The sequence below is a fragment of the Weissella diestrammenae genome (genome assembly GCF_014397255.1).
Classification (GTDB): Bacteria; Bacillota; Bacilli; order Lactobacillales; family Lactobacillaceae; genus Weissella; species Weissella diestrammenae.
Genome location: NZ_CP060724.1, coordinates 795,327 through 809,445, shown reverse-complemented (window position 1 = coordinate 809,445; position 14,119 = coordinate 795,327). Strand labels below are relative to the sequence as shown.

Annotated in this window: 13 protein-coding genes; 3 read left to right on the top strand and 10 right to left on the bottom strand. The window is 40.4% G+C overall.

Annotated features, from left to right (window positions below; genetic code table 11):
* Positions 1-178: 178 nt before the first annotated feature.
* The 5 genes from lysS to rbsR all read right to left on the bottom strand — a co-directional run bounded on the left by lysS (position 179) and on the right by rbsR (position 5,516).
* Positions 179-1,663: a lysine--tRNA ligase gene (lysS, locus tag H9L19_RS04040; protein WP_187529853.1), complete on the bottom strand. Its 1,485-nt coding sequence runs from the start codon at positions 1,661-1,663 to the stop codon at positions 179-181.
* Between the two features lie 69 nt (positions 1,664-1,732).
* Positions 1,733-2,611 (bottom strand): Hsp33 family molecular chaperone HslO, encoded by an 879-nt coding sequence (locus tag H9L19_RS04035; protein WP_187529852.1) that lies wholly within the window; start codon positions 2,609-2,611, stop codon positions 1,733-1,735.
* Positions 2,612-2,780: 169 nt separating this feature from the next.
* Positions 2,781-3,455, bottom strand: a complete 675-nt coding sequence (gene rpiA / locus H9L19_RS04030) for a ribose-5-phosphate isomerase RpiA (RefSeq protein WP_187529851.1) — start codon at positions 3,453-3,455, stop codon at positions 2,781-2,783.
* Positions 3,456-3,479: 24 nt separating this feature from the next.
* On the bottom strand, positions 3,480-4,412 hold the full coding sequence (gene rbsK, locus H9L19_RS04025) for a ribokinase (RefSeq protein WP_187529850.1): 933 nt from the start codon (positions 4,410-4,412) through the stop codon (positions 3,480-3,482).
* A 96-nt stretch (positions 4,413-4,508) separates the two neighbouring features.
* Positions 4,509-5,516: a ribose utilization transcriptional repressor RbsR gene (rbsR, locus tag H9L19_RS04020; protein WP_187529849.1), complete on the bottom strand. Its 1,008-nt coding sequence runs from the start codon at positions 5,514-5,516 to the stop codon at positions 4,509-4,511.
* 219 nt (positions 5,517-5,735) lie between these two features.
* Between rbsR and H9L19_RS04015 the strand changes: the two genes are divergently transcribed.
* From H9L19_RS04015 to H9L19_RS04005, 3 genes are all read left to right on the top strand, one after another.
* Positions 5,736-7,022, top strand: a complete 1,287-nt coding sequence (locus H9L19_RS04015; RefSeq protein ID WP_187529848.1) for a NupC/NupG family nucleoside CNT transporter — start codon at positions 5,736-5,738, stop codon at positions 7,020-7,022.
* 70 nt (positions 7,023-7,092) lie between these two features.
* Entirely contained in the window at positions 7,093-8,022 is a 930-nt protein-coding gene (gene rihC / locus H9L19_RS04010) for a ribonucleoside hydrolase RihC (protein ID WP_187529847.1), read from the top strand.
* Positions 8,023-8,049: 27 nt separating this feature from the next.
* Positions 8,050-9,015, top strand: coding sequence for a nucleoside hydrolase (locus tag H9L19_RS04005; protein WP_187529846.1), 966 nt, complete (start codon positions 8,050-8,052; stop codon positions 9,013-9,015).
* Between the two features lie 302 nt (positions 9,016-9,317).
* Here the strand turns inward: H9L19_RS04005 and ftsH are convergent, their stop codons facing one another.
* The 5 genes from ftsH to H9L19_RS03980 all read right to left on the bottom strand — a co-directional run bounded on the left by ftsH (position 9,318) and on the right by H9L19_RS03980 (position 14,118).
* Entirely contained in the window at positions 9,318-11,402 is a 2,085-nt protein-coding gene (ftsH, locus tag H9L19_RS04000) for an ATP-dependent zinc metalloprotease FtsH (protein WP_187529845.1), read from the bottom strand.
* Between the two features lie 83 nt (positions 11,403-11,485).
* A complete protein-coding gene (gene hpt / locus H9L19_RS03995) occupies positions 11,486-12,091 on the bottom strand; it encodes a hypoxanthine phosphoribosyltransferase (protein WP_243198225.1) in 606 nt (201 codons plus the stop codon).
* Between the two features lie 108 nt (positions 12,092-12,199).
* On the bottom strand, positions 12,200-13,177 hold the full coding sequence (tilS, locus tag H9L19_RS03990) for a tRNA lysidine(34) synthetase TilS (protein WP_187529844.1): 978 nt from the start codon (positions 13,175-13,177) through the stop codon (positions 12,200-12,202).
* A gap of 70 nt (positions 13,178-13,247) precedes the next feature.
* Complete coding sequence (locus H9L19_RS03985; protein ID WP_187529843.1) at positions 13,248-13,634, bottom strand: FtsB family cell division protein; 387 nt, start codon at positions 13,632-13,634, stop codon at positions 13,248-13,250.
* 220 nt (positions 13,635-13,854) lie between these two features.
* Positions 13,855-14,118: an RNA-binding S4 domain-containing protein gene (locus tag H9L19_RS03980; protein WP_187529842.1), complete on the bottom strand. Its 264-nt coding sequence runs from the start codon at positions 14,116-14,118 to the stop codon at positions 13,855-13,857.
* Between the last annotated feature and the right edge of the window lies 1 nt (position 14,119).

The window sequence follows — 14,119 nt, the reverse complement described above, 5'->3', positions numbered from 1 at the left end:
TTTCTCCAGCCTTTCGTTGTTAGATATGTCGTTAGCTATGGTTTTAATTATACCATTTGCTTATTATCAATATTGAATTAAATTAAAAATAGGCAATCGATACAGGTCCAACACGCATCAGTTACCTATTTTTCTATTATAATTTACATGATTAATATAAATACGTGCTTACCAATGATTAACGCATAGTTGGGAATAGCAAGACATCTCGAATTGTTTCTGCGTCTGTTAACAACATAACTAACCGATCAATTCCGATACCGAGTCCACCAGTTGGTGGCATACCATATTCCAAAGCCTCAATAAAGTCTTCATCGATTCCCTCAGCTTCATCATTTCCATCTGCCGCTTCTACTGCTTGTGCTTCAAAACGTTCACGTTGATCGATTGGGTCATTTAATTCAGTAAAGGCATTTGCGTATTCACCACCCATAATGAATAACTCAAAACGATCAGTAAAGCGATCATCTTCTGGATTCTTTTTGGCTAATGGTGAGACTTCAACCGGATGACCATAGACAAATGTTGGCTGCGTTAACGTCGATTCAACAAATTCTTCGAAGAACTCATTAATAATGTGACCAACCCCCCAGAATTTTTCAACTTTCAAATTATTCTCAATAGCCAATTGTTTTGCGGCTTCAAGGGTCATTGGTTGCCAAAAATCAATCCCGGTTTTTTCCTTAATCAAATCCACCATATGCTTACGTGCAAATCGTTGTCCAAGATCGATTTCTGTTCCTTGATAAGTCACTTTTAAGTCGGGTGCAACAACCCGGGCAGCGGCTTTAATAATGTTTTCTGTTTCCGTCATCACATCATCAAAGTCCCAATAAGCCGCATACGATTCCATCACCGTAAATTCCGGATTATGCTTTGGATCCATCCCCTCGTTTCGGAAAACGCGACCAATCTCATAAACTTTTTCCATCCCACCAACAATTAATCGCTTTAAATGAAGCTCTAAAGCAATACGCATATATAAGTCAATGTCTAAGGCGTTATGATGCGTGATAAATGGCCGTGCAGCTGCCCCGCCAGCTTCGTTTTGTAGCATTGGCGTTTCAACTTCAATGAAGCCGTCACCATCCATATATGCGCGAATGGCGGAAATAATCTTTGAACGCTTTTGAAAACGATCAAACGATGCATCATTGGCAATCAAATCTAGATAACGCTTACGATAACGTGTTTCAACATCCGTTAGTCCATGGTATTTATCTGGCAATGGACGTAGGGCTTTTGACAGGTGTGTAATGGTTTGCACATTTAGTGACAATTCACCCGCTTTGGTCTTCATCATGACACCACTAAAGCCAAGAATGTCTCCAAGATCTGACTTCTTCAGCAATTCATAAGCCGTTTCACCGACAACTGGCTTTTGGACAAAAATTTGAATCACGCCTGAGCGGTCCTTAATATTTGCAAAGGTAATCTTCCCTGAACGCCGCTTAGTCATCATACGACCTGCGATTGTTACCGTCACATTTGCTGCTTCTAACGCTGCTTCAGTTTGAGCGTCATACGCCTCATGTAATTCAGCTGCATCATGCGAACGATCAAAGCGATGTCCAAAGGGATCAATTCCTTGATTTTGTAGGTCAGTCATTTTTTCGCGGCGTGCGAGCATTTGGTCATTTAGTGACACTTCTTGTTCAGCCATGCTTATTTTCCTTATCCTTTAATTTTTATTTTAAAACTAGTATACAAATGATTCCTTTATTTAAGCAAGTTATGCTTGCTCACGTTGTTTCTTTTGGGTCATAATCGACTGCAACTCTTCAGCAGTAAACGCGATTTTTTCCCCTGTAAACCGGTCAACAATTTCTGCACCGTGATCTTGCGTGTACATGTCTAACAATTGGTCCATGGCAATCGTACCCAATAGCTGTGCATATTCATGCTTGGTAATTGCAGGAAATAGCGCAGGCTTTTCATCACTCAATGCCTTAACTTGATCTTTCCCAAAAATTTTAGTCAATAGACCAAGTGGGCCTTGATGATTTAACAAAGTCGTTCTAATTTTTGGCATATTTTCAACTGCCGCATAGAATTGATCCAATGCCGACTCTTTTGCATCAGGCAAAGCAGAAACAATGAACCCCCCTGCGACTTGAACTTGGCCCTTTGTATCCACAGCAATATCAACCATCACAACAGACGGAATTTGTTCAGACGTCAACATATAAAATGTGAAATCATCATCAATGTTGCCATTGGTTAAGGCAACAGAGCCAGTGAAGGGTTCAGTATTTTCATCCATTTCTTTCGTCACACGCAAAAAGCCTTGATTGCCAACAGCAGTTGCAACATCTTCAGCGTTCACCTGTGCGTTTGTGACATACCCCCGAACCAAACCATTTGCGCTAGCCTCAGCGACGATTTTACCAGCAGGTCCATCTCCATCAATGACAACCGCCAGATGTTCTTCACCTTTAAGTACCGCATTCGAAACTAATAACGCACTCATCAATGTTCGTCCAAGAATTTCAACACCTAATGGTGATGCTGCATGAAATTTCGCCGCCGTTTGCATCATTTCTGTCGCATCAAGTGCAATAGCCCGAAAATTATTATCATTAGTCACTGCACGTACAATTGAATCAACCATCCATTATCCCTCATTTTTTCAATATTTCTTCTCTCATTTTACCACGCTACCGGTCTTCATTTCACACGTTTTGAAAATCATGAGCTTAAGCATGGCCCTTAACCATGAAAAAAGATTGAACATTTAAAATGCTCAATCTTTGTTGGATTCTTATCGATTAGCTAAACGCTTAATGACGTCGTTCCTTAACTTGAATTTCATCGCCACCAATAATCACAGTGTTCGCAATACCAAGGAATAGGCCATGTTCAACTACCCCGATTTCTTGATTCAACATTTCTGAAAGACCAAATGGATTATCGATTGCTGATAAATTCAAATCTAAAATAAAGTGTCCACCATCAGTTACGACCGTTTCACCAGCAGCATTAACCCGTAGCTTAGGGTTCAACCCAAAACTAGCCAATTTCTTTGCCAATTGGCCACTACCATAAGGTACCACCTCAACTGGTAAAGGAAAGCTTCCCAAAACCGGCTTAACTTTACTCTCGTCAACAATCCAAATATTCTTAGTCGAATTTTTAGCCACGATTTTTTCCATCAACAGCGCAGCTCCGCCACCCTTAATGCCATTAAGGTAAGCATCAACTTCATCAGCACCATCGACTGTCACATCAATATGATCGACTTCATCAATATCAACAATCTTAATCCCAAGCTCAGCACTTCGCGCTGCTGTTCGATTAGAAGTTGTCACCCCTGTAATGTTTAAGTTTTTTTCGGCTAATGCGTCCAAGAAAAAGGCAACTGTCGATCCTGTTCCCAGTCCAACTACCATGCCATCTTCAATATAACGTGTCGCAAATGCGGCAGCTTTTTGCTTGTTTAAATCTTGCGCGTTCATAAAATCTCCCTGAATATTTTCTGCTTATTTTTCGTTAGCCAAACTAGCATCTACTTCGGCTTTGGTTGGAATTGATACAATGGCACCAGCTCTTGAAACAGCGATTGAACTAGCTTTACTACTCCGACGAATAATATCCGCCAAATTCGTCATATCCATTGTAATGTTAGCCGCAACAGTTCCGATAAATGTATCTCCAGCTGCAGTCGTATCAATTGCATTCACTTTAAAGATTGGCAAAGTACCGCTAACGCCATTGACCCGATAATAAACACCATCACCACCCAGTGTGATAATGACATTATTCAAACCTTGCTTGGCCAACAAAGCGACAACACCTGATTCTAATGCATCAACATCAGTCGTTGGTTCCGTTCCCGCTAAGGCAGCTGCTTCAGTTTCATTTGGCACAATTAAGTCTGTGTAATCAGTAATGGCTGCTTCGAGATGATCTGTCACCGGTGCTGGATTCAAAATCGTCATTGCGCCAGCAGCTTTCGCAATTTTAAAACCGGCTGCAACTGCTTCACGTGGTACTTCAAGTTGTGCAACAACAACGTCTGCTGCTTCTAATGCTGGGCGAGCAGCTTCAACATCATCAACAGTAAGTGCCATATTAGCCCCACCGTGAACCAAAATTGTATTATGACCATCCGTCTCCAACAAAATTGTGGCTGAACCAGTTGGTTGCTTTTTGGTATAAATGTAGTCAGTCTGAATACCTTCATCATTTAGCAATTGTTTGAAGGCCGTTCCACGTTCATCTTCTCCAACCGCACCAATAAATGTTAATTCTGCTCCTTGTCGTGAAGCAGCGACCGCTTGGTTGGCACCCTTACCACCAAAATTACTAGCTTGGCTCTTGACTGACATCGTTTCACCTTGTTTTGGTAAACGATCCACTAATGACGTAACATCAACATTTAAGCTTCCAATTACAACAACTTTATTCATCATTTTCTCCTTCGTTTTTGCGCGATTTATAATGTGAACTTCAATTCTAGTTAAACGTTTTACTAACCGGTGTAAATATAGCGAAAATCACACCATTTGTCAACGAGAATCCCTTGAATTTAATGCTTTTGTAGACTCTCGATGCACCAAATGCAATTCAAAAGTTTCTGTCTGCTGAGGCAGATTAGTTTGCTCTAACCGATTAACAATCATATGCAACGCTGCCGCACCTATTTCTTTCACTGGTTGCGCAATTGTCGTCAAAGTCGGCGTAACAAATTCAGCATAGTCAGTATCATCATAACCAACGATTGAGATTTGAGCTGGCACATCAATCCCTTGTTTTGCCAGTCCGCGCATCAATCCAATGGCCATTTCATCATTTAATGCAAACACTGCTGTCGCACCACTTTTAATAATGGTGTCCGTCACGTGTAGACCACCGTGTTTCGAAAGGAGCGTTTGACATTGAATGATTGGCTTGAGCCCTTCTCGTGATAATGTCCGAATGAACCCTTCTAATCGCAAAAACATATTGTCAGTCATTTCATTTGGTTTAACAATGGCAATCTTTTTATGACCTAAATTCAGTAAATGAGCAGCAGCTAACATCCCACCCCCAAATTCATCCGCAACGATTCGATCCGGCGCTAGAACATCCGTGTTTTGATCTAAAACTAAAAATGGAATGTCTCGCTTTTTCAAAAACTCATTGACTTCTTGATGATTGGGAATCGGCCGACCAAAGATTAATGCATCCACCCCACGTTCAACTAAAGAATATATGGAACTTTCAATTTTTTCATTTTCAGCACCCATAAAAACCAAATTAACCCGTTCAGGTGCATTCAGCTGCATGCTTTGGACGATATCAGCAAAAAAAGGAATTCGAAACGATGGGATGATCACCCCAATCATTGGACTCTGAACACCCTTCAATTTCTTAGCCGCACCATTTGCGATATAACCTAATTCGTCACGGGCAGCAAAAACTCTATCAATTGTCTCTTGCGAAAATCGATCAGCCTTATGATTAATAATTTGTGAAACGGTCGCAATTGATACGCCTGCACGACTAGCAACATCTTTGATTGATGCTTTTTTCATTTTTTTGTCCTCATTTTGAAACTTGGTGAAAACATTCTCTAAGTAAAACGTTTTAATAAATCTACTATAACAGGTTTTATTACAACTTTGTGAAAAATCATGCCTTTCGATTGTAAACGCTTGCAAATCCGCGTTTTAGCGGGTATACTTTGAACCAAGTTAAAACGTTTTACTGGTGCTTTTATTTTTTTTGCTATTTTCGAAAGGAATCTCTTTATTATGTATGTTGTGATTAACATCATTGGAATCTTCGTCACAATTGGTGTTGCATTCCTCTTTTCACGCGATCGGAAAAATATCCAATGGAAATCCGTTGGTATTGTGACTGCGTTACAACTGGTCCTCGCTTGGTTCTTCGTCAACTTCAGCGTTGGTCGTCAAGCTGTTGTTGCTGCGGCAGATGGTTTCAACTGGCTTGTTGGTACCGCCTATAAAGGAATTGCCTTTGCTTTGCCTGATTGGGTCCCAACGACCGTTGCCGGTGCCGGTGGTACTTTGCACGGTTCAATGAACTTTGTGACCTCAGCACTTTTGCCAATTCTATTGGTTGTACCACTATTTGACATCTTGACTTATATTGGTTTCTTACCATGGTTGGTTAAGTGGATTGGTCGCGGCCTTTCATTTATCACTGGTCAACCTAAATTCGAAGCATTCTTTTCAATTGAAATGATGTTCTTAGGTAATACTGAAGTTTTGGCTATTTCAAAAAATCAATTGAATCAAATGGATGAACGTCGTAACTTGACAATTGCTTTGATGTCAATGAGCTGTGTCACGGCTTCAATCGTTGGTGCTTATACGCAAATGATGCCTGGGCAATACGTTTTGACAGCGATCCCACTTAACATCTTAAGTGCTATCGTCATCACTGCAATCTTGAACCCAGTTAAAGTTGCTGCTGAAGATGACGTTGTCGCTGAAGTTAACGATGCTATTGCTGTTGAACAAGCTGATGGCACAACGACTATGGAACGACCAAAGAAAGAGCCTTTCTTCTCATTCTTAGGTGATTCTATCCTTGGTGCAGGTAAGTTGATTTTAATTATCTTAGCCTCTGTTATCGCCTTTGTGGCCCTTGCTAATTTGATTGATGCTGTTCTTGGTTTGACTGGATTAAAGTGGTTGTCACTTTCAAACATTTTTGGAATCATCATGTTCCCATTCGCTTGGCTTCTTGGTTTTTCACCAGAGCACGCTTTCCAAATTGCGCAATATATGGGAACAAAGTTGGTTACCAACGAATTCGTTGTCATGGGCGAGGTTTCAAAGAGTATCATGGCGCACAAGGGAATGTTTGCTAATCAACACGCCACTGCTGTGTTAACAGTCTTCGTTACTTCTTTCGCTAACTTTAGTACCGTTGGTATGATTATCGGTGCCTTCAAGGGCTTGGTAAGCAAGAAGAAAGTTGACTTTATTTCAAGTAATGTACCATTGATGTTAGTTTCTGGTATTTTAGTATCATTGCTTTCAGCTGGTATGGCCGGATTGTTTGCTTGGTAAAATTTGATCTTTAACGTTACCCGCAGATATTCCAATATTTGCGGGTTTTATTGACAAAAAGGATAGGACAATGACAAAAGAACCAATTATTTTAGATATGGACCCTGGGATTGATGATGCTGTTGCACTTTCAATCGCACTCACACACTCAGAATTTGATCTTAAGTTATTAACCGGTGTGGCAGGTAACGTTAGCGTTGACAAAACAACTGCCAACTTAATTAAACTGGTTGAATTTTTCAATCGGACTGATATACCCGTTGCCAAAGGTGCTGCTGCCCCATTAAAAAAGGCCTTCAAAGACGCCTCATATATCCATGGTGCATCAGGCATGCCCGGTTATGATTTCCCAGAACCAGTCTACCAACCGCTTGCACAAGACGCCATTTCAGCCATGGCAGAAGTACTGTCTAACGCTTCTGAACCGATTACAATTGTAGCAACTGGTGCCTATACAAACATCGCATTACTGCTACAACAGTATCCTAAGCTCAAATCAAAGATTAAGCGTTTTGTCTTAATGGGTGGCTCACTTTCAGGCGGTAACGTCTCATCAGTCGCTGAATTCAATATCTTTACCGACCCAGATGCCGCAAAAATTGTTTTTGAAAGTGGCGTTGATATCACGATGATTGGTTTAGATGTCACATTAAAAGCACTGCTTTCAAACCAAACCATTGCTGATGTTGCCTCGATGGGTACCGTTGGCAAAATGATTTCTGGTGTCATGACCGCCTATAACGACGTGGAAGCAACTGGTAAACCAATGCATGACGTCAATACTATTCTCTATTTACTTCATCCTGAATTCTTTACTCTTAAAGATTTCATGGTTTACGTCATTACTGACGGTCCCGCTATCGGCGGTACAATTGCTGATACTCAGGATCGTTGGTCAAATGGGCAGTTAAACGCACATGTTGCGATCGATATTGATGCCAAAGCGTTTGAGAATTGGTTCATTGAAGAAATCCCTAAAATGAATGCCTATCGCGGTTAAATTTAAAAATATCTCTTGGAGGATAACATGGCAACAAAGAAGATGATCTTAGATTTAGACACTGGTGTAGATGATGCACTAGCTTTAGCTTTAGCAGTAGAAGACCCACGTATTGATTTAATCGGTATTGTCTCATCATATGGGAACACACTTGTTGAGACCGCTGGTCAAAATTCATTAAACCTACTTCATTTACTTGGTGCAGACGACGTACCAGTATATTTGGGTGAATCACATTCATCAACCACGACTCATTTCGATGTTATGCCAATTTCAATGGCAATCCATGGCGATAATGGGGTTGGTAATATCGAATTGCCACAAGCACCTCGCAAAATTGAAAGTATCAGTGGTGTGCAATTCCTAATTGATGCTGCTCACCAATATGGAGATGACCTTATATACTTACCTACAGGTCCATTAACCAATTTAGCAGCGGCAATAAAGCAAGACCCTGAGGTTGCGCAATTAATTGGGCAAACCACGCTAATGGGGGGTGCCCTAACGGTACCTGGTAACGTTACGCCATTTACAGAAGCAAACATTCATCAGGATCCCGAGGCAGCTGATTTTGTTTTCACTCATCAAAAGAATCTCACAATGGTTGGACTTGACGTCACATTGCGCACGCTTTTAACAAAGAACCATACACAAGCATGGCGGGCGCTCGATACGCTTGCTGGTCGCACATATGCTGATGTTATGGACTACTATATTAATGCTTACGACACCCTTGATATCGATCATCGTGGTGCAGCTCTCCATGACCCATTAGCTGTCGCCGTGGCAATTGATCCAGACTATGTGACAACAATCAACTTAAACACTCGCGTGACTTACGATAAACAATCTGGCGATTACGGTCGTACAATCGGAGACAGTGCCCGCTTACTCGATGCAACGACTACCAAGATTGCTGTTAACGTTGACACAGAACGATTCGTACGCGATTTCCAAGAATTTATGCTTGATATTTTATCAAAAACAGCATAAACATTTAATTCTGTCCCAGTTAAAATCAAAAAAGCGTTGTCCCCTTATGTTTGGACAACGCTTTTTTGCTAAGCATTTAGATTGAATTTTTCAAATCTTTACCCCCACAGTGATTTAACTAAAACACACCTTACAATAAACGTTATCCCGTAATATTATCAAGCAACAGTCCCCGATCTCAACCGAATTAGACCTATGATAAAAAACAGCGCTCTATTTTACGTAACATAAAAAACCCTATGTATTAGCATCAATCTAATACATAGGGTTTAGTTCACGACAAACCTGTCATGTTTTTTATATTACTTATTTCGGGGATACAAGACTTCAACCTTAACAGGTACTGTTGATTTATCGCTATCAACCCGCTCTTCAATAGCTGATGATACTTTTTCATTAGCAACTTTTTTTGCTTCCTCATACGACATCGGATTATCATCTTCATTCGCATCAACCGTCGTATTGGTTGGCATTTGACCGGTTTCAAACAAGCTCAAAATTTGCTTCTCATCAAGCGTCTCAAATTCAAGCAATGCCTTAGCAATTGCAGCATGAGCATCCTTATGGGTTTCAATAATATGACGTGCATTCTGATAACCCTCAGTTGTCAAACGACGCACTTCTTCATCAATCAAACGCGCTGTTTCATCAGAATAAGCTGGTGATTCACCGTATTGACGACCCAAGAATGGTTGTCCACCATTTGCTAACTGCACCATACCAAGCTTGTCTGACATACCATACTCAGTAACCATTGCATGGGCAATATTGGTTGCCTGTTCAAAGTCATTTGAAGCACCCGATGATTGTTGATTAAAGATGATTTCTTCAGCGGCACGACCACCCATTAATCCAGCAATTTGATCCATAGCATCAGTCTTTGACATCAACATTTGATCTTCACGAGGCAACATAATGGCATAACCGCCAGCACGACCACGAGGGACGATGGTGACCTTGTGAACAACACGGGCCTCATTTAATACAAGTCCGACAATTGCGTGACCAGCTTCATGATAAGCCACAGTTTCACGTTCTTTAGCCGAAACAACACGATCTTTCTTCGCTGGACCAGCAATGACACGATCTTCCGCCTCATCAACGTCGACTGCTTCAATGACATCTTTATTCTGGCGAGCTGCTAACAAAGCAGCCTCATTTAACAAATTGGCCAAATCAGCACCCACGAAACCAGGTGTCTGCTTAGCAATTTCTTTCAAATCCACATCGTTTGATAATGGCTTCCCTTTAGAATGAACCTTCAGAATTTCTTCACGTCCTTTTACATCAGGCCGACCAACTAGAATCTTTCGATCAAATCGACCCGGACGCAACAACGCTGGATCAAGTACATCAGCACGGTTAGTTGCAGCCATGACAATAATACCTTCATTACCAGAAAAGCCATCCATTTCAACCAACATTTGGTTCAAGGTTTGCTCACGTTCATCATGACCACCACCCATGCCAGCACCACGTTGGCGACCGACAGCGTCAATTTCATCAATGAAAATAATTGATGGTGCTGATTTTTTAGCATTTTCAAACAAATCACGGACACGACTTGCACCAACACCAACGAACATTTCAACAAAGTCTGAACCTGAAATTGAGAAGAATGGTACACCTGCTTCACCAGCAACAGCTCGTGCAAGCAATGTTTTACCAGTTCCGGGAGGTCCCTCAAGCAAAACGCCCTTTGGAATCTTTGCCCCCAACTTAGTAAACTTACTTGGATCTTTCAAGAATTCAACAACTTCTACCAGTTCTTGTTTTTCCTCTTCAGCACCGGCAACGTCCCTAAAGCGCACCTTATTATCTTCTGGATCTGATGGCTTAGCCTTTGACTTACCAAAGCCCATTACGCCACCAGGTCCACCTTTTCCACCTTGATTCATGCCACTCATCATAAACCAGAAGAACCCAACCATTAACAAAATTGGTAGGAAGGTCATGAGAATTGAGCCCCACATATTTGAATCTTCTTGCTTCGTAGTCACTTCAGTCTTGGTTTTCTCGGCAGCTTTGTTAATATTTTCAACTACAGAGTCATTTGTCAAAACCTGCACATCAAATTCAGTGACTTTAGCCTTGTTTTCCCCACCAAACATCTTAGTTAATGGGTTATCTGCATTCTTCGTGTCTTTATCGGTCATTGGCTTACGATATTTTCCAGTAATATCATAAACACCAGCACCGGGTTTCACTTGAATCGATTTGATTTTCTTATCGTTCAATTGTTTCATGAACGTCGATGTTTCAATCTTTTTGACGGTTGTCGTTTGCTGCGGTCCAGCAACCCAATAAACCAACCCCAAAATTGCAAGAAGCATGATGACATAAAACAAACTATTCCGAACGAAATTACCACTTGGGCGATTATTCATTCTTGTCCTCCTTAGGCAAAGCAACGATTGCCTTTTATGATCATAATTAATTGATATTTAAATTTAATTGATTATAAGACAGTTCAATGTGTGGATGTAATATCAGCATCAACCAAATTGGCATGTTCCGGTGCGTACACAGATTTTTTAAGAATACCAACGTAAGGTAAATTACGATAAAATTCTTTACCTTCAACACTATAGTCTAAACCATAGCCAACCACGAAAGCTTTTGGAACGTCAAAGCCAATGTATTCAACAGTTGCGTCCACTACTCGTCCTTCTTTTTTATCCAATAGGCTTGCCGTTTTCACAGTATTGGCACCACGTTCTAATAATAAGTCTTTCATGAACATCAACGAACGACCTGTATCAACAATATCTTCCATGATAATGATGTCGCGGCCCTTCACATCACTTTTGATATCAGTAATCAATGACACTTCACCAGAACTGGCAACACCACCGTTATAGCTTGACACATCAATAAACTCAACTTCAGTGTATTGCATATATCGCATGACATCAACAGCCCAAAGTGCTGCACCTTTTAAAACCACTAAGATAATTGGCGTTTTATTTTCATAATCATGTGCTAATTCACCACCAACTCTTTTAGCAGCCTCAGCAATATCTTCTCGACTGTATAAGACACGCTCAATATCGTTGTCCATATTCCATTCGCTCATTGAATCGTCCCCTCAAAATAATGCTTTTTTAAATTTTAAATATACTTATATTATTCTATCATGAATTATTTGTTTGGGCCCACTTACTTTTACTCATTTAAGGTAGTTTTAAGTTGTCGCCAACAGTAGTCGCCGTCCCTCTCTTTTGACTTTGACCGTTTGTGTTAATTCAATTTCTCCAACCCGCACATTGGGATTTTTCATCAAAGCTATCAATTGATCCAATTGACTCATTTTAACTGCATAAATACCTTGCTGATTAAACCATGCTTGGAGATAGATTACTGCTTCATCTCCAGCATGATGCCAATCAAATTGTCCATTTTCAATGGCATCTACTGCTTGCACAACTGGCTCATGCGCTATTTTATCCAGTGCTTTAAATTGACGAGTCATTTCTAACAAGTGTTGATCAAAACCTGCATTCACTTGTCGTAGTTGCGGAATAAGCGTTTGACGCAACCGATTACGCGCAAATTGCTCATCATCATTTGAATAGTCTTGGATATAATCAGTAATTGGCTCGTTGACTAGCTTTGGCAAATCACTTTTCTTCAAATTAAGCAGTGGTCGAATAATTTCAAGCGTACCTCTCGCTTGTCGATCAGACATCCCCTGTAACTGCGATAATTGACCACCACGAATTAATTTAAACAGAATCGTTTCAATCTGATCATCTTGATGGTGTGCGGTAATCACCTTATGTATGCCCCATTGTTCCGCCTGTTCAGCTAAAATCGCATAGCGCCGATCACGAGCTGCCGCTTCAATCCCATGTGTTGGTTTCTCACCCCATTCAATCCGTCTGATTGCGACATGCACTAACTGCTCACGATGCATCACTAACCAATTTCGAACAAACGTCTCCTCTTGTTCAGCATCAGTTCTTAACTGATGATTAACGTAAACAACGCTGACTTGCGGTTGTAACCCAGCAGGAAAGTTATTTGCATCGATTAACCACGTCAATAAGTGAACTGAGTCATGTCCACCTGAAAAAGCCACAATGACATGATCTTTTGCATCAAACATTGCCGTTTCTCGAATATGACGAATTAAATTAGCTCGAAGCGCTTTGGCCTGCATAGCATTAACCTCACTTAATTTTAAATAAATAAAAGCTGCGACAAACAAATTGTCTCAGCTTCATTATCGGTTACTTATTATTATCTGGCAAATTAAAGACCACTTCACCCTTTTTAGTATACAAATATCGTTGCCTTACATATTGTTCAGCATATTTATCATCTTTTAAATTATTTTTCGTAACTTTTAATTCTTTGTTTTCAGTTTGAGCCTTTTTTACTTGCTTATTTAACTTAACTGTTTGTGCCTCAGCTTGGTGCATCCGATTGTAATTACCAATCCCTGTGACAAAAAAACCGATAATGACAAACATCGTCATCATATAAATCCCTGTTCGTCGGCGAGCATGGACGCGTTTAGCGTGACGCATTTGTGCTTCCGAATTAACCCGAATAAATTGGTCACCCGCCGGATTCATTGGCCGAATATTATTTGAATGTTGTTGACGTCCAGCCATGGCGAATTCCTTTCAGGGGTATTCATTAATTTTAGTCCGATAAACACTTCTACAAGTAATATAGTCACATTGTTTTCATCATTGGTCGATAAATATTAAGACGCCTTAATAATTTTATATAAAAATGTAACACTCTGTTATGAAACCTATCTTATTGGTATTTTTTAAGCATTAATATACAAAAAAAAGACGGTTAGACCGTCTCCTAGAAATCAGACATTTAGTCTGTCGTCGCATATGATTCGTCAAGAATGCTGTACATGTGTTCGGCTTCTTCTTTTTTAGTTGTTTCAACAATCCGTTCAATCTTAATCGTCAACGTTTTATTACCAAATTGAATTGTCAAAACATCCCCAATTTTGACATCTGATGATGACTTTGCCACCTTTTCATTAATTGTAATACGCCCTTGATCTGAAATTTCCTTAGCGACAGTGCGCCGCTTAATGAGCCGTGAAACCTTTAAATATTTATCCAAACGCATA

What these genes read in the sequence shown, in the direction of transcription:
- lysS (WP_187529853.1), bottom strand. Translation starts at nt 1,663, where the DNA reads ATGGCTGAACAAGAAGTGTCACTAAATGACCAAATGCTCGCACGCCGC.
- H9L19_RS04035 (WP_187529852.1), bottom strand. Translation starts at nt 2,611, where the DNA reads ATGGTTGATTCAATTGTACGTGCAGTGACTAATGATAATAATTTTCGG.
- rpiA (WP_187529851.1), bottom strand. Translation starts at nt 3,455, where the DNA reads ATGAACGCGCAAGATTTAAACAAGCAAAAAGCTGCCGCATTTGCGACA.
- rbsK (WP_187529850.1), bottom strand. Translation starts at nt 4,412, where the DNA reads ATGATGAATAAAGTTGTTGTAATTGGAAGCTTAAATGTTGATGTTACG.
- rbsR (WP_187529849.1), bottom strand. Translation starts at nt 5,516, where the DNA reads ATGAAAAAAGCATCAATCAAAGATGTTGCTAGTCGTGCAGGCGTATCA.
- H9L19_RS04015 (WP_187529848.1), top strand. Translation starts at nt 5,736, where the DNA reads ATGTATGTTGTGATTAACATCATTGGAATCTTCGTCACAATTGGTGTT.
- rihC (WP_187529847.1), top strand. Translation starts at nt 7,093, where the DNA reads ATGACAAAAGAACCAATTATTTTAGATATGGACCCTGGGATTGATGAT.
- H9L19_RS04005 (WP_187529846.1), top strand. Translation starts at nt 8,050, where the DNA reads ATGGCAACAAAGAAGATGATCTTAGATTTAGACACTGGTGTAGATGAT.
- ftsH (WP_187529845.1), bottom strand. Translation starts at nt 11,402, where the DNA reads ATGAATAATCGCCCAAGTGGTAATTTCGTTCGGAATAGTTTGTTTTAT.
- hpt (WP_243198225.1), bottom strand. Translation starts at nt 12,091, where the DNA reads ATGAGCGAATGGAATATGGACAACGATATTGAGCGTGTCTTATACAGT.
- tilS (WP_187529844.1), bottom strand. Translation starts at nt 13,177, where the DNA reads ATGCAGGCCAAAGCGCTTCGAGCTAATTTAATTCGTCATATTCGAGAA.
- H9L19_RS03985 (WP_187529843.1), bottom strand. Translation starts at nt 13,634, where the DNA reads ATGGCTGGACGTCAACAACATTCAAATAATATTCGGCCAATGAATCCG.
- H9L19_RS03980 (WP_187529842.1), bottom strand. Translation starts at nt 14,118, where the DNA reads ATGCGTTTGGATAAATATTTAAAGGTTTCACGGCTCATTAAGCGGCGC.